The sequence below is a fragment of the Shewanella sp. Isolate7 genome, from assembly GCF_022398425.1.
In the GTDB taxonomy this organism is placed as follows: Bacteria; Pseudomonadota; Gammaproteobacteria; order Enterobacterales; family Shewanellaceae; genus Shewanella.
The window spans coordinates 1-18,186 of the sequence record NZ_JAKEVJ010000020.1 but is presented as its reverse complement, the minus strand read 5'-3'; the positions used below and the strand labels follow the sequence as shown (position 1 = coordinate 18,186).

Genomic DNA, 18,186 nt, shown 5'->3' with positions numbered 1-18,186 from the left:
GAGAACAAAGATGACAGCGATAGTTGAACAGATCATCGGCCATACCGCCGTACTGACCATGAACAACCCTCCAGCCAATACTTGGACGGCCGATAGCCTGGCGCTACTCAAGCAGAAGGTGACCGAGCTTAACGCCAACAAGGAGATCTATGCCCTGGTACTGACAGGGGAAGGCGAGAAGTTTTTCAGCGCCGGCGCCGATCTCAAGCTGTTTGCCGACGGTAACAAGGGTAACGCGGCCACCATGGCAAAACATTTTGGCGAGGCCTTCGAGACGCTGAGCGCATTTCGCGGCGTCTCTATTGCGGCTATCAATGGTTACGCCATGGGCGGCGGCCTGGAGGTTGCCCTGGCCTGTGATATCCGCATCGCCGAGGCGCAGGCCGTGATGGCGCTGCCTGAAGCCACTGTCGGCCTGCTGCCTTGTGCCGGCGGCACCCAAAACCTCACCGCCATGGTAGGTGAGGGCTGGGCCAAGCGCATGATCTTGTGCGGCGAGCGGGTGAACGCCGACAAGGCGCTCAGCATAGGGCTTATCGAAGAGGTGGTCGAAAAGGGTCAAGCCTTAGATGCCGCCATGGCGCTGGCCGAGAAGGTGGCTAATCAGAGCCCAAGCAGCGTGACAGTATGTAAGCAGCTGATCCAATCTGGCCGCGCCATGCCGCGCACCCAGGCCCTGCCGCTAGAGCGTGAGCTGTTTGTCGGCCTGTTCGACACAGAAGATCAAGCTGAAGGGGTTAACGCCTTCCTGGAGAAGCGCAAAGCAAACTGGAAGAATCGCTAATGACTGAACAGACAAATTGTGTGGTCTTTCAGACCTTAGGCACCCTCTCGGGCAAGCTGGTGGGCGTTGCGACCCTCAACATGGAGAAGGCGCTCAACGCCCTCAACATGGATATGGTGCGCGCGCTGACTACTCAGCTGACCGCCTGGGCCGACGATGACGCCATCGCCATGGTGGTGCTGGACGGTGCGGGCGAGAAGGCCTTCTGCGCTGGTGGCGATGTACGCGCCCTCTATCAGGCGGCCCGTGAGTTGTCCGGTGAGATCCCTGAGGTGACCCAGGACTTCTTTACCCGAGAGTATTTCCTCGATCATCTGCTGCATACCTTCGACAAGCCAGTCTTGGTATGGGGCGACGGCATCGTCATGGGTGGCGGTCTGGGCCTGATGGCCGGTGCCAGCCACCGCGTGGTGACTGAGCGTTCGCGTATCGCCATGCCAGAGGTGACCATAGGCCTCTATCCCGACGTGGGCGGTAGCTATTTCCTCAACCGTATGCCGGGTCATATGGGGCGTTTCTTGGGCATGACCGCCTACAACATGGATGGCGCCGACGCCTTTTACGTGGGCCTGGGTAATCATTACCTCAACTCGGCCGACAAGCAGCCGCTGTTTGACGCGCTTTCAAGCATCGATTGGGAGAGCGATGTCTGTGCCAACCACGGCAAGCTAAACGCCCTGCTGGAGGCGATGTCGAGCCGCTGCGCCGAGCCCATGGGCGAGAGCATTCTCGAGCAGCATCAAGGCGAGATCGATGTCCTGATGGCGGGTGAGCTTAACGATATCATGACCAGGGTGAAGGCGGTAGAAGATGCCGAGCCTTGGCTGGCGCGCGCCCTCAGCACTATGCTGGCCGGCAGCCCGCTGAGTCTGCACCTGGTGTATCAGCAGTCCCTGCTGGGGACTGAGCTAAGTCTGAGCCAGGTGTTCCAACTGGAATTGGGATTAAGCTGTAACTGCTGCGCTATCGGCGATTTTGCCGAAGGGGTTAGAGCGTTGCTTATCGACAAAGACCGTCAGCCAAACTGGTTATATGAGACCGTCGAGGTGGTGCCTCAAGAGATGGTCAAGTCACTGATGACCTCGCCATGGGATCCGCAAAACGATCCACTGCGCACCTTAGGCCAATAATTTTTCAGGCAAAGCCTGAGGAAAAGGAGCAAAACATGAATACAGTTGCATTTATCGGATTAGGTAACATGGGTGGCCCTATGGCGGTCAACCTGGTGAAGGCTGGCTATACGGTCAAGGCCTTCGATCTCTCTCAGGCGGCCCTGAACCATGTGGTCGAGCAGGGGGCCATGCAGGCACCCAGCGCCTGCGCCGCGGCGGCTGCGGCCGATGTGGTGATCACCATGTTGCCTGCGGGTAAGCATGTTCGCAGTCTCTACCTAGGAGACGAACAGAATAAGGGGATCATCGACGTAGTGGCCGATGGCACCCTGTTTATCGATTGTTCTACCATAGACGCCGAGAGTGCACGTTTCGTCGCCGAGCAGGCCAAGGCCAAGGGACTCGAATTTATCGATGCGCCGGTATCGGGCGGCACTGCAGGTGCGGCGGCCGGCACCCTGACCTTTATCTGCGGCGGCAGCGATGCCGCCTTCGAGCAGGCCCAAGGCGTGCTTAACGTGATGGGTGCCAATATCTTCCATGCCGGCGGCCCGGGTGCCGGTCAGGTGGCCAAGATCTGTAACAACATGCTGCTGTCTGTGCTCATGGTTGGCACCAGCGAGTCAATCCAGATGGGGATAGACCATGGACTGGATCCTAAGGTGCTTTCTGAGATCATGAAGGTCAGTAGTGGTGGTAATTGGACGCTAGATAAATATAATCCTTGTCCAGATGTGATGGAAAACGTGCCATCATCAAATGGTTACCAGGGTGGATTTATGGTTGATCTCATGGTGAAAGACTTAGGTCTGTCCCAGGAGGCGGCCCTGCTCTCTAATTCGAGCACCCCGATGGGCGCCTTGGCCCGTAGCCTGTACGTGAATCATGCCCGTCAGGGAAATGGTAAGCGTGATTTCTCCAGTATTTTTGAGCAGTTTAATAAAAAAGGGTAAGTTGATGGATTTAAAAGATAAGGTTGTAGTCATCACAGGTGGTGCCGGTGGTTTAGGTTTTGCGATGGCACAAGAACTTGCCGCTGCGGGTGCCAAGTTGGCGCTTATCGATGTGGATCAGGAGAAGTTAGAGCGCGCCTGTGCCGATATCGGCGATACCACCGAGGTGCAAGGCTACGCCTTCGACATCACAGATGAAGAAGATGTGGTAGCGGGTTTCGGTTACATCCTCGAAGATTTCGGCCAGGTCAACGTGCTGGTCAACAACGCGGGTATCCTGCTCGACGGCATGTTGGTGAAGGCCAAAGAGGGTGAGGTAACAGATCGCATGTCGCTGGCGCAGTTCCAGGCGGTGATCAATGTTAACCTGACGGGGTCATTCCTCTGCGGTCGTGAAGCGGCGGCGGCCATGATCACCTCGAAGCAGCAAGGTGTGATCGTCAACATCTCTAGCCTGGCGAAGGCGGGCAATATCGGCCAGACCAACTACGCGGCCTCTAAGGCGGGCGTTGCAGCCATGTCTGTGGGTTGGGCGAAGGAGCTGGCGCGCTACAACATTCGTAGTGCAGCGGTTGCGCCGGGTGTGATCGAGACAGAGATGACGGCGGCCATGAAGCCTGAGGCGCTAGAGCGTCTTGAGAAGATGGTACCGGTTGGACGTCTGGGCCAGGCAAGCGAAATCGCCTCTACCGTTAAGTTCATCATCGAAAACGACTATGTCAACGGTCGTGTGTTCGAGATCGACGGTGGTATCCGCATCTAATCGCTGGCTTATCCCAGTGCAAAACGGGCCCAGTGCCCGTTTTTTTATGGTGGCCCCTATCCCTAATCATTGTGGGAAATTGCAATGTGCGAAGGTGCGCCACTTGATGTAATCTAACCTTATGAGTAAGAAAAGAAAGATGATATGGTTTGAACAAGCAACCAAGACGCTGATGTTGATTGTGGGTGTCCTTGGGGTGGTGGTGATCTACACGGGCTTCTTCTTTCTGCTGGTTACTCAGTCTTCGGCCAGTTTCTTACCCTGGTATATTCTGATCTCCCCCTGGCTGTGCATCTACTTTGGCCTGAGCGCAGAGAAGCAGAGGCTCACGCTTCTGTGGTTGCGACGTAAGTTATTCTTTTGGCGTAAATTCAAGTGAACTAAGTTTATGACGCGGCGGTTCAAAAAACTGATTCTGGTGCTGGTAATGGTGGCCGTGGCCGTCATGCTTGTGATGCATCTTTTTCGGGTGGAGACTCTCGAGCTGCCTCGTGATAAGCGTAGCGGCAGGCTTATCGCCGACTACGGCAGCTGGCATTCAGTGCTCTCGGCCAAACAGGTCTACGCCCCCTCAGACAGCTTTGGCGTGCTGCGACCCATAGAGGGCGGCCTCTATTTCACCCAGAACGACGCCAGTCACGGCGGTAAGGTGGGGGTCAATAAGCTTACTCCAGAGGGTGAGGTGACACGTATCATCAATCCCGAATTCGATGTGAAAAGCCGGGTGCATGAGTATGGTGGTGCGCCTATGCTGGCCATAGGCAGTACATTATTTGCGGTGAAGCGCGACGATCAGCGCCTATACCGTATCGCCCCCAATCAGGCGCCTGTGGTCTTAACTCCTATTAATACTCGCCACGCCGATTGTGTCTCTTACCCTAAGGGCTCACGGATTATCTGTGTGCGCGAAGATCACCGCCAGACGGGCGAGCCCACCGCCAGCATAGTGGCCTTAAACCTCAACTTTGAAAACGAAGGCGAGACCCTGGTCAGCGGCAGCGACTTCTACGCCGCGCCGCGGGTCTCACCGGATAATCGTCAGCTGACCTGGATCAGCTGGCAACAGCCCAACATGCCCTGGGACAATACCGAGCTCTGGGTGGCCGATCTCGACCCTAAGGGCGGCATCACGCAGCCGAGACGACTGCTGAACGATTTGCAAGGCGCGATTACTCAGCCTGTTTACAGCCCAAGTGGCGAGCTCTTTGTGGTGGCCGATTTCAATAACTGGTGGAACCTCTATCGGGTAACGCCCGAGGGCAAGGCCGAAGCTGTGCTCGAGCTGGCGGGGGAGTTTGCCAAGCCAGATTGGCAGCTGGGTAATCACAGCTATGCATTTGAGACAGAGGATCAACTGATCGTCAGCGTGCAGCATGAAGGTAAGACTGATTTGCTGCGCTTCTATATGAAACTTGGGGTCACAGAGTCGATCGCCGCCGAATTTGCCGAGGTGAAACAGCTGGTCAAGGGGCCGGACGGCATCTATTTCATCGGCAGCAAGACAACGCCGGAGAAGGGGATCTATCGCATTCGCGGCCGGGGCGTCGAGCTGGTGTATGCGCCTAAGGTCACGGCGCTGGATCCCCGCTATATCTCCCGCGCCGAGCCGATTCAGTTTATCTCCGACATCAGTGGACTGCCCGTCTATGGCTACTTTTATGGTCCCATGAATCCAGAGTATATTGCGCCAAACGACCAGCGTCCGCCCTTGATCGTCATGCTGCACGGCGGCCCGACCTGGCAGGCCAGCCTGAGTTTTCGCCGCGACATTCAATTTTGGACCAGTCGTGGCTTTGCCGTGCTGGATGTCAATTATCGCGGCAGCTCGGGTTTTGGCCGGGCCTATCGTCAGAGCCTCTATGGTTTGTGGGGCCGGGCAGAGGTGGAAGATTCCATCGAGGCGGCCGAATATCTGACTGACAGGGGCTGGGTCGATGCGGATAAGGTGGCCATTCGTGGCATGAGTGCCGGCGGCTTCAGCGTGCTGTCGGCGCTGGCCTTCTACCAGACCTTTAAGGCCGGCGTGGTCTATTCGGGGATCAGCGATCTCGAGGCGCTGGAGAGAGAAACCCATAAGTTTGAGCAGGGTTACCTGCATCATCTGGTGGGCGAGCTAACGCCTAATTCTCCTCTGTATCGCCAGCGATCGCCCCTTTATCATCTGGACGACCTCAAGGTGCCGCTGCTGCTGGTGCAGGGCGCGAAAGACCCTATCGTGCCGGCGAGTCAGTCAGAGGCCATCTACACCTCCCTCAAGGGGCGCGGCGTGCCTGTGGCCTATCTGGAATTTGATGATGAGGGCCATGGGGTGAAGAAACCCCTGAATCGTATCGCCGCGCTCAACGCAGAATTATCGTTCTACAGTCAGGTGTTTGGCTTTATGCCTGTTGATGAACAGACCCGATTAGCTATAGACAACGCATCTGCCCTGGCGCAATAAGAGCACCGCCGTTTTCACCCATGTTAGCGGCGGAAAATCGCCCGCTTAAGTTGATAAAATGCCCCAAAGTGGCTATAGTAGCGCGCTTTAAAATATCCCTTTAGCGCAGTTTTTCATCAGCTTGTCATCGGCAGCCGATAGGGTGTTTGTTGAGGCTGGGTACTAGACTCAAACAGGCGTCACTTCGCTTAACTACTATTTTCGGAATTTCACATTGATCACGACAGCTAACATCACCATGCAGTTTGGCTCTAAGCCGCTGTTTGAAAACATCTCAGTAAAATTTGGCGGCGGTAACCGCTACGGCCTTATCGGTGCCAACGGTTGTGGTAAATCAACCTTCATGAAGATCCTTGGCGGTGAACTCGAGCCAACATCGGGCAACGTCTCTCTGGATGTGAACGAGCGCCTGGGTAAGCTGAGTCAGAACCAGTTTGGTTACGAAGAGTTTAACGTGGTCGATACCGTGATCATGGGCCATACCGAGCTGTGGAAGGTGAAGCAAGAGCGTGACCGCATCTATTCGCTACCTGAGATGAGCGAAGAAGATGGTATCAAGGTGGCCGAGCTTGAGATGGAGTTTGCCGAGATGGACGGTTACACCGCCGAAAGCCGCGCCGGTGAACTGCTGTTGGGTGTGGGTATTCCACTGGAGCAACACTTCGGCCTGATGAGCGAAATTGCCCCTGGTTTCAAGCTGCGTGTGCTGCTGGCTCAGGCGCTGTTTAGCGATCCCGATGTGCTGCTGCTCGACGAACCGACCAACAACCTGGATATCGACACCATCCGCTGGCTGCAAGAGATGCTTAACCAGCGTAACAGCACAATGATCATCATCTCGCACGACAGATACTTCCTCAACTCTGTGTGTACCCATATGGCGGATCTCGACTATGGTGAGCTGCGCATCTATCCGGGTAACTATGATGAATATATGACGGCGGCGACCCAGGCTCGCGAGCGTCTGTTGTCTGACAACGCCAAGAAGAAGGCGCAGATCGCCGAGCTACAGGGCTTCGTGGCGCGCTTCTCGGCTAACGCCTCTAAGGCGAAACAGGCGACCTCTCGTGCCAAGCAGATCGAGAAGATCAAGCTTGATGAGGTTAAGGCCTCTAGCCGTGTTAACCCCTTCATCCGTTTCGAGCAAGAGAAGAAACTCTTCCGTAACGCCTTGGTGGTTGAGGATCTCTCTAAGGGATATGACGAAGGCCCGCTGTTTAAAGATTTTAACCTGATCGCCGAAGTGGGCGAGCGTATCGCCGTGCTGGGTGAAAACGGTGTGGGTAAGACTACCATGCTGCGTACCCTGATCCACGACATCCCTCAGGACACAGGTACCATTCAATGGTCTGAAAACTCATCCATTGGTTACTATGCTCAGGATCACGAAGCCGATTTCGAAAACGACATGACACTGTTTGAGTGGATGAGTCAGTGGCGTAAACCGGAAGATGACGATCAGAGCGTGCGTGGCTACCTAGGTCGCATGCTGTTTAGCGCCGACGACATCAAGAAGTCGGTACGCGTGCTTTCGGGTGGTGAGAAGGGCCGTATGCTGTTTGGTAAGCTGATCATGCAAAAGCCGAACATTCTGGTGATGGACGAGCCAACCAACCACTTGGATATGGAATCGATCGAGTCACTCAACAACGCGCTCGAGATGTACCAGGGCACGCTGATCTTTGTCAGCCATGACCGCGCCTTCGTGTCTTCACTGGCGACTCGTATCATAGAGATCACCCCGCAGGGCGTGAACGACTTCAAGGGAAGCTATGATGAGTTCCTGCGCAGCAAGGGCGTCGAAGAGTAATAACGCCGTTAGAGGTTTCTAAATAAAAAGCCCGAGTCATAGCTCGGGCTTTTTTGATCTCACTCTAGTCACTGAGAGTGCGACTAGAGCACGACTAGAGCGCGATTAGAGTGGACGTTACTTGCCGAAGCGCTCTGCTAGGTAGTCGAACACGGCGCGGATGCCGAATGCCTCACCGCCGATGGGGCGACCCGGTAGCTTGCGGGTGTTCCAGGCCATGACGTCGAAATGGGTCCAGCTGATCTCCTCATCGACGAAGGCTTCCAAGTAAAGCGCCGCCGTGATGGCTCCGCCAAAAGGCACCTTGCCGCAGTTGGCCAGATCGGCGATATCGCTGCCGGTCAGCTCGAAATAGGGCTTGTGCAGCGGCATGCGCCATACAGGATCTTCAACGTTCAGGCCTGAGGCGGTGATGCCCGCGGCGACGTCATCGTCGTTGCTGAAGAAGCCAGGCAGCTCAGTGCCCAGGGCGATACGCATGGCACCTGTCAGGGTGGCAAAATCGATCAGCAGCTCAGGCTTGTCGCTGTTGGCCTCGGCCAGGGCATCACACAGCACCAGACGGCCTTCGGCGTCAGTATTGTCTATCTCAACCGTGAGGCCCTTGCGGGTGGTGATCACATCGCCAGGACGGAAGGCGTTCGCCGAGACGGCGTTTTCTACCGCAGGCACCAATACGCGCAGGCGCACCGGCAGCTTGGCGGCCATGATCTGATGGGCCAGACCGATAACATGTGCGGCGCCGCCCATATCTTTCTTCATCAGGCGCATGCCGGCACCTGGTTTAAGGTCCAGGCCGCCCGAGTCGAAACAGACGCCTTTACCGACCAGAGTCACCTTAGGGGCATCTTCATCACCCCAGGTAAGGTCGATGAGGCGCGGCGCGTTATGGCTGGCGCGGCCAACCATGTGGATAGTGGGGTAGTTGTGGGTCAGCAGGTCGTCGCCGACGATCTGGGTGACCTTGGCGCCAAACTCGGCCGCCAGTGACTCCATGGTTTCGCCCAGGTGCTGTGGCATCATATCGGCGGCAGGGGTGTTGACCAGATCGCGCACGATAGCGACCGAGCGCACCATCTTAAGTGTCTGCTCAACCAGCTCGGCGTCACGCAGCACCAGTTGAGGGTAAACCTTTTCGTAAGCCTTGTAGCGGTCGAACTTGTAGGCGCCCATGGCCCAGCTAAAGGCCGCCAGCTTGCAGGTCTGGCTGTCGCTGTCGAGCAGGTACTGGCCCTCTGGTAGCTCGTTGACCAGATCGCCACACATCCAGTGGGAGTCTTTGTTCTCGGTGACAAATAGCACCTGACTGAGGGCGCCGTCACTGCCTGGGATCAGGCTCAGGCCTTTGCCTTGATATTGGGTGCTTGAAAGCCAGTTTTGTACCGGTTTTTCCTGGCTGTTTAGCCAGTCGTTGTAGCCACTTGCCGCCAGCAGCGTCAGTGGGATCCCTTCGGAACCAGAGAGGAGTAATTGAGTCATTGGGCATCATCTTGTTGAGGTCAAAATTCAACTTAGATTAGCATGTTAGCCCCTGTCGGTGAAAGCGGCGCCTTATTCGTTGCTGGCTTTTTCGACAGCCTCCAGGGCACGCTTGTTGGCCTGGGCTTCACGGCTCAGCTGGGCCTTGCGCTCGGAGAGATTGTTAAAGGAGCTGGGGAGTACCTCGACGCCGACCAGCTTACCCAGTTTGACGACCACGGGGATGGTGATGGGGGCAAAGGGCAGCACGGCAAACACGCCAAGGCCCAGGCCCTTGATGAGGTCTGCCAGTTGCTGGTTGGCCAGTCGCAGTTCTTCCTTGCTGGCCTGCTTGCGGGTGTAGCGGCCATAGGCGACCAGCATATCCTTGGTCTCCTGTTTCTCCTGGGCCAGGGCATCTTTAAGCACCAACATGTCACGTTTTAAACGCAGACCGAAGCGGCGGCGACTGATGCGCAGCACCCTGAAGGGGGCCTTGTGTAATTTACGATAAATTTTCATGGCGCGATTGTCTCACAAGCCCAGCTTAAGACCTATCTTTTCCTGACGCACTTTTATGCCTAAATAAGGGAGGGTGCCAGTCGTTTCAAGAGGGCCTGGCTGCGAAGAGCGGCGGCCTTGTCCTGGCTCACCATGGCAGAGACGATGGCCCCTTCTTTCATCAGGCAGATCAGATCCATCAGGGCCTCATTTGGCTGGCTAAGACGCTGCTCAATCAACTCTCTGACGGCCTGTTTGTGAAACTTGGCGAAGCGTGACACCTGGCAGCGACAGTCGCCACATTCGATGGCCGAGTTGATAAACAGGCAGCCGTGAAACTGGCTCAGTTGCGGCACGCGGTCGTTGAACCAGTCATCCAGTGCGCTAAACAGCGCGTCGATCAGGCTAAGATCGTCCTGCGCCTGTGCCAATCGCTCCTCCAGCCAGTGGATGAAGATCTGGTGGCGTGTCTCCAGTACCGCCACGATCAAGGCTTCTTTACTGCTGAAGTGATGGTACAGGGTCTTCTTGGCGACCCCTGATACCTTAAGCACCTCGTTGATCCCCACCAGATTGATGCCCCGCTCGGTAAAGAGGCTGAGGGCGGTGTCGATTAGCAGTTGTCTCTTATCTGTCATTTTTTCCTCGCTTTTTTATATCTTGATATTGGTAGACAGACTTGTCTACATCAGGGAGTAAAAAGATCAAGATGAATAAACTGGCATTTGCGTTAATCTCCGGCCTGGGCGCCGCCTTAGCCATAGGGCTATTATCCTTCGCGGAAACCTTGCAGTCGGAGATTGTGTTGCTCATGGTGCCCTTCGGCGCCACCGCGGTATTGGTGTTTGGGGGGCCGGACAGCCCCCTGGCTCAGCCGAAGAATGTGATTTTCGGTCACCTGTTGACCTGCGCCATCGGCCTCTATTTCGTCCATTTCGTCGGCGTGACCCCGCTGACCCTGGCGCTGGCGGCAGGCCTCGCGGTCAGTGGCATGCTGCTGACCAAGACGACTCACCCACCGGCAGGTGCCACGCCGCTGCTAGTGATGTTGACGGGTCAGGACTGGGATTTTCTGATCTCGCCCGTGTTATCCGGCGCCTTGATTATCGTGGCTGTGGGTAAGCTTATCGCCCTGATGCACAAGCGTCTCGAACGGCAACAGCGTGCGGCACTGGACTAGTTTTTTCTTATGAATCCTACTTGTTACAACTTTTGTGCGTAATTTCAGTAGGCTAGATTGGTATAGACTATACTTTTCATTCGTGAGCAGTGAGTGGTTCGGGCCTGACGTCGAGCTTGGGTGGGGCTGAGTGTACCCAGGCTCGTTAGGGATGAGCGTGTCAGCGCGGGTTGCTTGGCAAAAGGATGAAGAGTGAATGCGTCACCCATTTAAGCCGTTCAAAATCTTTAGTCTGGCCATCTTGTATGTCGTCTTTCTTGTGGCGGCCTTCTATATTCTGATGGCCAGCATCAATCAGTCTCAGCAGGATTGGAAACGCCATACCTATGAGGCCCTGGAAAAGACCGCCTATTTCAATGACGCCATGGTGGCCTTGGGTTATGGCGGCTTTATTCATGACTTTAAGAATGCGGTGATTCGCCGGGACTTAAGTTACCTGAGAAGGGCCGAAACCGAGATTGAAGTCGGGTTAGACTCGCTGCAAAAGTACCTGCAACACTCGCCTGAGCATGAGGCCGAGGTAAGAGCCATACAGTCTGTGGTGAGTCAGTACCGTAACAACCTGCCACGTCTGAGGCATATGCTGGAGGAAAAGCAGTCGGCGGAGGCGATCGACGCCGTGGTCAGGGTCGAGGATGCCCCGGCAATAGCGGCGATAGAGACCATACTTGCCAGTCATGCCCAGCGCCCTAATCAGCTTTTTGCCCATGCCGACAGCGCCCACCAGAGGGTGAATCAGATGCTGCTGGTGATCCTCTGCGCCTTAGTGTTGGTGAGCATCCTGGTGTTTAGTTTTATTCGTTATGTCAACAAACGACTGGCGATTAAGCTTAAGGATCTCGAGGTGATCTTTAGCTGCGCGCCTAACGCCATCTTTTCGGTCGATGAGCACGGCACCATCATCTCAGCCAATCGCGAGACCATGCGCCTATTTGGCTTCTCTAAGCGGGCGCTGAACAGGATTAATGTGGACGATCTGGTGCCCAGCGGCACTAAGGAGAAACATAAGAAGCTGCGCCTGGAGTTTCAAAAGTCCGACAGGGTACAGCCCATGTCTCAACGCAATACCATCTTCTACGGCAAGAAGCTCAATGGCGACGTGTTTCCCGCCAGCATCTCCATCGCCACCTATGGGGTGGGGGATGAGAAGCACAGCATTGTAGTGATCAAAGATCTCAGCGACGAGATGCAATATAAGTCCCAGGCCAATACCGACCCACTCACTAAGGTCGCCAATCGACGTGCCATCAACCGCCAGCTGTCGGCGGCCGTCAGTCGCAGCAATCGTCAGCAGACCCCGCTCGCCGTGTGTATCTTCGATATCGATCACTTCAAATCGGTCAATGATAAACATGGTCACCTGGTGGGGGACGATGTGTTGCAGCGAGTGGCCAAGATCTTCAGCGATGCCGTGCGTAAGACCGACTTTGTCGGCCGCTGGGGGGGCGAGGAGTTTGTGATCATCCTGGAGGACACAGACAGAGACGGCGCCTTGCACTTTGCCGATAAGCTCAGAGAAGAGGTGAAGCGCCGCAGCCTAGAGAGCGACTTCCCCGTTGCCATAACCTTAAGCGCCGGGGTGTCTGTCTATTGCCGCGATGATAACAAGGAGTGCCTGTTTAATCATGCCGATCAGGCACTCTACCGCGCCAAGGAGAGTGGCCGCGACTGTGTGGTCGTGATTTAAAACGACCGCTTAGAGCAATATGGCTATCCGGCGCGCAGCGCCAGCAGGGCTGGGATATCCAGCGGCTCCTGGTAGCGACAGAATTGGGCTTGTTTGGTTTCCAGGGTGTAGATAGACATGCGATCGGCCAGCTCATTCCCCTCGATGCCCACATGGGCCGCCACATGACTGAGTTTCAGCTTGGCCTTTAAGCTATCGTAAAGCGCGTGGGCCTCCTGGATCACGCTTAAGTTGGCGATCTCCCCCGTCTTGCGACGCCAGCCGTTGGCCTTCCAGCCATAGGCCCACACAGAGATACACTTGATGGCATATTGGGAGTCGCTGTGAATATGCACGCTGAGCCCCTGCTGCAAATAATGCTTTGCCATCAACAGCGCCTGATGCAGGGCGTTGAGCTCCGCGGTGTTGTTGGTGCCCATGGGGTGATAGAGTCCATACCAGAGCTCGGCCAACTCGCCTTGGCGATAGAGTGCCAGACCAGAACCGGCCTCACCGGGGTTGGGCTCACAGCCGCCGTCGGTATAGATATCGATATCGCTGTCGGGATGTTCGCTCGTGCTTTGCAGACTGCTCGCGCTCGATGTTGGCTTACTTTTTGTTGAGTTGGCTGTTGAACTGGCCTTGTAGGAGGCCGATTTTGCACTGGTGGCCTTACTCTGTCCGCCCTTAAAGGCGGCCTCGGCTTCGGCCTGTGTCTTAAAGGATTTGTAGCGCGCGCCGGCAAAGCCGTCGACCAAGGCCTTGGTCTGGGGCCAACTGGTGAATATGCCTGTCTCGCGTCCCGCCCACACCACATAATATTTGCTTGCCATCGGATGCTCTTCCCTTGAATTAATCGGCCTGTTTGCAGCTTTGTAGCAGCTTGACGAAGAAGGCCTCGCCCTTACGTTCGGCGAAGGCGATGTTGCGCTCGGGGATCGACTCTGGGTCGTCATAGTCGGCTAGCGCACGCTCCATACTGGCCTCACGTATGATATGCAAGGTGGGATAGGGCGCGCGGTTGGTGTAGTTGGCGGCGCTGGATGACTCTTCGCCCTCGAAGCAGTAGTCGGGGTGGAAGCTGGCCAGCTGGAATACCCCTTCGAAACCCTGATCGATCAGCAGGGCATCGGCGATATCCACGAGATCCAGGTACTGATAAAACCCCTCGAAGCCACGCGGCAGAATAAACAGCGTGGTCTCGGTTTGCGGATGCTCCTCGAGGTAGTGGCATTCGTTGATCAGCTCGTTTAACACGGCCTCCAGCTGATGCTGCTCGGCCACCCTGTAGCGTATGGTGTTGCGCTCCACTTCTCGGCGGGCGAAGGGGCAAATATTGTATTTCATGATCACCTTCTCGACCCAATTCTGGGTGGCTAAGGCGACGCCTCTATCTTCGGCGTTGTGATTGCACTCTGTCGCTGCCACGGCTGCTCCGTATGATGTGGTTTTTGTATGAGTTATTGAGGAGCGATCATAGGGATGATAGAGGCCACAAGCAAGAGCGCCATGGTGATGTTAAAGGCTTTTTGCTGGCGTTGATGCTTAAGTAGTCGCTTGAGCGCTACCCCAAACCCCAGCCATACCAAGGCACAGGGCAGGGCCACACTCAGGAAGACGCTGGCGATGGTGAGCACCTGGGGGTTGAGCGGCTTGTCCATCACCGTATAGGTGGCGATGGCGCCGACGGCCATGATCCAGCCCTTAGGGTTGACCCATTGAAAGGCTGCGGCCTGCAGAAAAGAGAGCGGTTTTGCCGTCTGTTTCCCCTCCATACGACTGCTGCTGTTGGCGATCAGCCACGCCAGATAGAGCAGATAAGCGATGCCGACATACTTGATGACCAGGTGCAACAGGGGATAAGTCTGAAACACGGCGCTCAGTCCCAGGCCGATGGCCAGCACCATACAGGGAAAGCCGATGCAGATCCCCGCCAGGTGGGGCAGGCTCAGGCGGATGCCAAAGTTTGCCCCAGAGGTCATCAACATGATGTTGTTGGGGCCTGGGGTGATGCCAGAGGAGAAGGCAAACAGGGCGATGGCGAAAACCAGTTCCATTAACGGCGTGTCTCTCGGGTGATGAGTCGAATCGCTATGATCTCAGGCGGCGTCTCTGCTGACCAGCAAATTTTTTTCATTATCTAAATTTCGTTATAACTCACTGTGAAAATTGACTTTGTCAGATTACTCCCTAGGTAATTTGCACTTTGCTAAAGTAAATCTCCTGCTGAGCACTTGCAATAATATATTGTATAAAATATAACAGTATTGCCATAAATTGTTAGCTCTAGGTTAACAAGGATGTGCTAATCGCTCGGCAGGACGCCTCGAAGAAGGTGAGTCGAGTCTCATCAACCTGAGTAATGTCAGGCCTTAATGGGCCTGTCGGTCTGGAGACCACCTACTATGACAACCACTATGACAATCAACAATTTAGCCCGCGGCGCGCATGCAAGCCGCTTCACGCCCACGGCGCTCGCCCTGGCCTGTTCGCTGCTGGCCACACCCTGGGCGCTTCAAGCCCAAGACTCGCACTCGGCAAAGCTAGCGCCGCCGACTCAAGCCGCTCCGCTTAAGGCGCAGCAGTCGCCAAGCAACCAAGGTAAGAATAGGGCTCGCGCCATTCATGCCGCTGACAAGGCGGCGCCTCAGCCCGCTGGCGCACGGGATGTTGTCGTCGGCGAGCAAGCGCCCTCGGTACTTAAGAAAGCCAGCCCTCAAAATGCCGATAAGATCAGCGAGCACGGAGTGGAGGGCGGCTCGGGGCCAATGGGTATGCAGGGCAGCTTGGGGCTAATGGGTATGCAAGGCAACCAGGGAGCCAAGGGGCCAGCGGCGGAGGCCGATCCCTGTAACGGTTACAGTCAGTTCGATAACCTAAGCGGCCAGGCGCTGTATGACTTTGTGCGTCAGGCGGAGTTTTCCTGCATCTCCGCGCTCTATTCCCGTAACGATGCCACCGCGGTCAAGGTCTATCAGGCGGACAATGTGGTGGCGGTGGCGAACTTGGCCAAGGCAGACGCGGCCAGCTACGACAGTAGCACGGGCAGTGAATTTCTTAACCTGTTCTATTTTCTGCGCGGCGCCTTCTACATAGAGTATTACAACGACAGCCTTAACTATGGCGACAGTCGTGCCAGCAATGCCATGCGCGACCTGTTGCTGGAATATGCCAAGAACCCGGTCTTTAACAGCCTGAGCGACATGCAGGGCAACACGTTGCAGGAGTATTTTATCGCCTGGGACAGCTCCTATAACTATTATGATTCGGCGGCGGTGATCACCGACTACCTCAATCGATTCAGCGAGCAGCACCTGGCCTCTTGGTATCACAGGACGGCGCTGACCAAGGCGCTGACCACCCTCTATCGTGGCAGCTGGAACGAGACTTATACCAAGGCCGCCATGGAGTTTGACGACCTGCGTCAGGCGCTGCTTAAGGTGGCGACCTCAGACTATATCATCAACTCAAGCTATGCCTTCGAGTCGACCGATGCCTTCCACGAGTTTGGCCGATTCTATGAGTATCAGTCCTACTGGCAGCTTCCCGAAAGCCTTAAAACCAGCCTTAACACGGGTGTGCAGCAATATATGGCTAAGTTCACCCGTCTGTCGAAGCAGTGGGCCGATGGCGCCGGCTATCTGGATGACTACAACCCGGGTCAGTGTGACAGCTTCGGGATCTGTGGCTGGCAGGATGAGCTGGAGAGCAGCGTACTGGGGATTCACTACAGCTGCTCGGATACCATCAAGATCCGCGCCCAGCAGCTGACCGACCCTGAGCTGCAAGCCTCTTGCGATCTCATGGGTGAGGAAGAGGGCCTGTTTCATCAGATCCTGGCGACCGGTGGGGTGCCCGTGGTCGATGACTATAACGAGGATCTACAGGTCAACATCTTCGACAGCTATGACGACTATGATGCCTATGCGGGGATCATCTTCGGCATCAATACCGATAACGGCGGCATGTATCTGGAGGGGACACCGTCGGCTCCCAACAACCAGGCCCGTTTCATCGCCCATGAGGCGACCTGGACAGACGACATTTTGGTATGGAACCTGAGACACGAATATGTGCACTATCTAGATGGTCGCTTCAACCTCTATGGCGCGTTTAACTACTTCGATATCGATACCGGCAAGTCAGTTTGGTGGGCCGAGGGCCTGGCCGAATATATCTCTCATCAGAATCGCTACGATGAGGCGATCGACATAGGCCGTAGCCAGGCCTTCAGCCTGAGTGAGATCCTGGCCAACACCTATGATAGCGGCACCGACAGAGTCTATCGCTGGGGTTACCTTGCCGTGCGCTTCCTGTTTGAGCAGCACAGAAGCGATGTCGATGCGCTGCTGGTGCATGCCCGTGCCGGTGATAGCGCTGGCTGGCTCAGCTATATCGATAACACCATAGGCACAAACTATGACGCCCAGTGGAACAGTTGGCTGCTGACGGTGACCAGCAACGACACGCCGCTCGAAGGGGGCGTGGTGCCGCCGGTCGACAGCGATGGCGATGGCGTCATAGACAGTGAAGATGCCTTCCCGAACGATCCGACCGAGTGGGCCGATGAAAATGGCAATGGTATAGGCGACAACGCCGATGCGGCCAATGGCGGCGGAGAGGTGAGCCATTGCGGCGCGGCGACTATCAGCGACGGTAACCTCACTCAGGAGCAGGCCGAGTGTGTGGCGGGCACTGGGGTGAATTACTACTACACCTATGTAGAGCAGGACAATACCCAGCTCTACATCAGCACCACGGGTGGCGAGGGGGATCTGGATATCTACTTTAACCAGCAGACCTGGGCGAGCCCGAGCGACTATGAGGTGAAGTCACAAAACAGCGGCAACGAAGAGCTGATCAGTGTAGTGGCCAATCGTGGCTGGGTGTATCTCTCCACAGTAGCGGTTACCCCGTTCGAAGGCGTTAGCCTCAAGATAAGCCAAAGTGCGGGCGGCGCGCCGGATAACGGTTCGCCCCAGGTAGCCGATGCCTGCCTAAGTCAAAGCCCATACAGCTATGGTGGGGTCGAGTTTGGCGAGGCGGTGTGTGTGGCCGACGGGCATTCGAGTTATTACTTCTATGTGCCGGCCAATGCCTCGGCTATCGAGATCGACACGGCCCATGGTAGCGGCGATCTGAATCTCTATGCTAATGCCACCACATGGGCGAGCCCGACGGCCTATCAGGTTAAGTCGGAAAATGTCGGCAACCGGGAGCATATTCGTGTCGAATCACCCGCCGAAGGTTGGTTCTATGTTAGTGCCGATGGCGCGCCTTCTAGCAGCGGTGCCAGCCTGGTGGTGACCATAGAGGCTAACTAATACCAATCGTAATAAATAATTGATCATTCTAGCTTGTTAAAACGCTCGATAACTGTATTAGTATTTTTAATTGTAGAATAACTACTTATCTAAAAATCCTGCTTTGTTCTCAAGCGTTTTTCCTGCGCTATTTCTGATCACATGTTTACTGTGATTGGTATAACCGATCACATGTTTACTGTGATTGGTATAACC

At 55.7% G+C, this 18,186-nt stretch carries 16 protein-coding genes; 10 read left to right on the top strand and 6 right to left on the bottom strand.

Annotated elements, in window-relative coordinates; all coding sequences use genetic code 11:
- Positions 1 to 10: 10 nt before the first annotated feature.
- The 7 genes from L1D47_RS06835 (at position 11) to L1D47_RS06805 (ending at position 7,862) form a co-directional block, all read left to right on the top strand.
- Positions 11 to 784, top strand: coding sequence for an enoyl-CoA hydratase (locus L1D47_RS06835; RefSeq protein ID WP_239883389.1), 774 nt, complete (start codon positions 11 to 13; stop codon positions 782 to 784).
- Positions 784 to 1,914: an enoyl-CoA hydratase/isomerase family protein gene (locus L1D47_RS06830; RefSeq protein WP_239883387.1), complete on the top strand. Its 1,131-nt coding sequence runs from the start codon at positions 784 to 786 to the stop codon at positions 1,912 to 1,914. Before L1D47_RS06835 ends, L1D47_RS06830 begins: the two co-directional genes overlap by 1 nt.
- Positions 1,915 to 1,949: 35 nt before the next feature.
- Positions 1,950 to 2,849, top strand: a complete 900-nt coding sequence (gene mmsB, locus L1D47_RS06825; protein WP_239883385.1) for a 3-hydroxyisobutyrate dehydrogenase — start codon at positions 1,950 to 1,952, stop codon at positions 2,847 to 2,849.
- A gap of 4 nt (positions 2,850 to 2,853) precedes the next feature.
- Entirely contained in the window at positions 2,854 to 3,612 is a 759-nt protein-coding gene (locus L1D47_RS06820; RefSeq protein WP_011865472.1) for an SDR family oxidoreductase, read from the top strand.
- A gap of 121 nt (positions 3,613 to 3,733) precedes the next feature.
- Positions 3,734 to 3,991 carry a hypothetical protein gene (locus tag L1D47_RS06815; protein ID WP_239883379.1) on the top strand — a complete coding sequence of 86 codons (258 nt, stop codon included), beginning with the start codon at positions 3,734 to 3,736 and terminating at the stop codon, positions 3,989 to 3,991.
- A 9-nt stretch (positions 3,992 to 4,000) separates the two neighbouring features.
- Complete coding sequence (locus L1D47_RS06810) at positions 4,001 to 6,052, top strand: S9 family peptidase (protein ID WP_239883377.1); 2,052 nt, start codon at positions 4,001 to 4,003, stop codon at positions 6,050 to 6,052.
- A 214-nt stretch (positions 6,053 to 6,266) separates the two neighbouring features.
- A complete protein-coding gene (locus tag L1D47_RS06805; RefSeq protein ID WP_041511532.1) occupies positions 6,267 to 7,862 on the top strand; it encodes an ABC-F family ATPase in 1,596 nt (531 codons plus the stop codon).
- 117 nt (positions 7,863 to 7,979) lie between these two features.
- Here L1D47_RS06805 and L1D47_RS06800 read toward each other — a convergent pair whose 3' ends face one another.
- The 3 genes from L1D47_RS06800 to L1D47_RS06790 form a co-directional block, all read right to left on the bottom strand.
- Positions 7,980 to 9,341 carry a leucyl aminopeptidase family protein gene (locus L1D47_RS06800; RefSeq protein WP_239883375.1) on the bottom strand — a complete coding sequence of 454 codons (1,362 nt, stop codon included), beginning with the start codon at positions 9,339 to 9,341 and terminating at the stop codon, positions 7,980 to 7,982.
- A 72-nt stretch (positions 9,342 to 9,413) separates the two neighbouring features.
- The gene (locus L1D47_RS06795) at positions 9,414 to 9,842 is read right to left on the bottom strand and encodes an LETM1 domain-containing protein (protein WP_041511530.1); all 429 of its coding nucleotides are present in this window, start codon (positions 9,840 to 9,842) and stop codon (positions 9,414 to 9,416) included.
- A gap of 59 nt (positions 9,843 to 9,901) precedes the next feature.
- Positions 9,902 to 10,459, bottom strand: a complete 558-nt coding sequence (locus L1D47_RS06790) for a TetR/AcrR family transcriptional regulator (protein ID WP_239883373.1) — start codon at positions 10,457 to 10,459, stop codon at positions 9,902 to 9,904.
- A gap of 71 nt (positions 10,460 to 10,530) precedes the next feature.
- Between L1D47_RS06790 and L1D47_RS06785 the strand changes: the two genes are divergently transcribed.
- Entirely contained in the window at positions 10,531 to 11,001 is a 471-nt protein-coding gene (locus tag L1D47_RS06785; protein ID WP_239883371.1) for an HPP family protein, read from the top strand.
- Between the two features lie 196 nt (positions 11,002 to 11,197).
- Positions 11,198 to 12,688: a sensor domain-containing diguanylate cyclase gene (locus L1D47_RS06780; RefSeq protein ID WP_239883369.1), complete on the top strand. Its 1,491-nt coding sequence runs from the start codon at positions 11,198 to 11,200 to the stop codon at positions 12,686 to 12,688.
- Positions 12,689 to 12,711: 23 nt separating this feature from the next.
- Here L1D47_RS06780 and L1D47_RS06775 read toward each other — a convergent pair whose 3' ends face one another.
- The 3 genes from L1D47_RS06775 to L1D47_RS06765 are packed head-to-tail and all read right to left on the bottom strand — an operon-like array spanning position 12,712 to position 14,724.
- Positions 12,712 to 13,500 (bottom strand): ribonuclease H family protein, encoded by a 789-nt coding sequence (locus tag L1D47_RS06775; RefSeq protein WP_239883368.1) that lies wholly within the window; start codon positions 13,498 to 13,500, stop codon positions 12,712 to 12,714.
- 19 nt (positions 13,501 to 13,519) lie between these two features.
- A complete protein-coding gene (locus L1D47_RS06770; protein ID WP_345778759.1) occupies positions 13,520 to 14,095 on the bottom strand; it encodes a DUF1415 domain-containing protein in 576 nt (191 codons plus the stop codon).
- A 32-nt stretch (positions 14,096 to 14,127) separates the two neighbouring features.
- The gene (locus tag L1D47_RS06765; protein ID WP_239883365.1) at positions 14,128 to 14,724 is read right to left on the bottom strand and encodes a LysE family translocator; all 597 of its coding nucleotides are present in this window, start codon (positions 14,722 to 14,724) and stop codon (positions 14,128 to 14,130) included.
- 360 nt (positions 14,725 to 15,084) lie between these two features.
- On the opposite strand from L1D47_RS06765, the gene L1D47_RS06760 reads away from it, so the two are divergent.
- Positions 15,085 to 17,991: a M9 family metallopeptidase gene (locus L1D47_RS06760; RefSeq protein ID WP_239883364.1), complete on the top strand. Its 2,907-nt coding sequence runs from the start codon at positions 15,085 to 15,087 to the stop codon at positions 17,989 to 17,991.
- Positions 17,992 to 18,186: the final 195 nt, after the last annotated feature.

Excerpts from the sequence above, each read along its gene's own strand:
- L1D47_RS06835 (WP_239883389.1), top strand. The coding sequence starts at position 11 with ATGACAGCGATAGTTGAACAGATCATCGGCCATACCGCCGTACTGACC.
- L1D47_RS06830 (WP_239883387.1), top strand. The coding sequence starts at position 784 with ATGACTGAACAGACAAATTGTGTGGTCTTTCAGACCTTAGGCACCCTC.
- mmsB (WP_239883385.1), top strand. The coding sequence starts at position 1,950 with ATGAATACAGTTGCATTTATCGGATTAGGTAACATGGGTGGCCCTATG.
- L1D47_RS06820 (WP_011865472.1), top strand. The coding sequence starts at position 2,854 with ATGGATTTAAAAGATAAGGTTGTAGTCATCACAGGTGGTGCCGGTGGT.
- L1D47_RS06815 (WP_239883379.1), top strand. The coding sequence starts at position 3,734 with ATGAGTAAGAAAAGAAAGATGATATGGTTTGAACAAGCAACCAAGACG.
- L1D47_RS06810 (WP_239883377.1), top strand. The coding sequence starts at position 4,001 with ATGACGCGGCGGTTCAAAAAACTGATTCTGGTGCTGGTAATGGTGGCC.
- L1D47_RS06800 (WP_239883375.1), bottom strand. The coding sequence starts at position 9,341 with ATGACTCAATTACTCCTCTCTGGTTCCGAAGGGATCCCACTGACGCTG.
- L1D47_RS06795 (WP_041511530.1), bottom strand. The coding sequence starts at position 9,842 with ATGAAAATTTATCGTAAATTACACAAGGCCCCCTTCAGGGTGCTGCGC.
- L1D47_RS06790 (WP_239883373.1), bottom strand. The coding sequence starts at position 10,459 with ATGACAGATAAGAGACAACTGCTAATCGACACCGCCCTCAGCCTCTTT.
- L1D47_RS06785 (WP_239883371.1), top strand. The coding sequence starts at position 10,531 with ATGAATAAACTGGCATTTGCGTTAATCTCCGGCCTGGGCGCCGCCTTA.
- L1D47_RS06780 (WP_239883369.1), top strand. The coding sequence starts at position 11,198 with ATGCGTCACCCATTTAAGCCGTTCAAAATCTTTAGTCTGGCCATCTTG.
- L1D47_RS06775 (WP_239883368.1), bottom strand. The coding sequence starts at position 13,500 with ATGGCAAGCAAATATTATGTGGTGTGGGCGGGACGCGAGACAGGCATA.
- L1D47_RS06765 (WP_239883365.1), bottom strand. The coding sequence starts at position 14,724 with ATGGAACTGGTTTTCGCCATCGCCCTGTTTGCCTTCTCCTCTGGCATC.
- L1D47_RS06760 (WP_239883364.1), top strand. The coding sequence starts at position 15,085 with ATGACAATCAACAATTTAGCCCGCGGCGCGCATGCAAGCCGCTTCACG.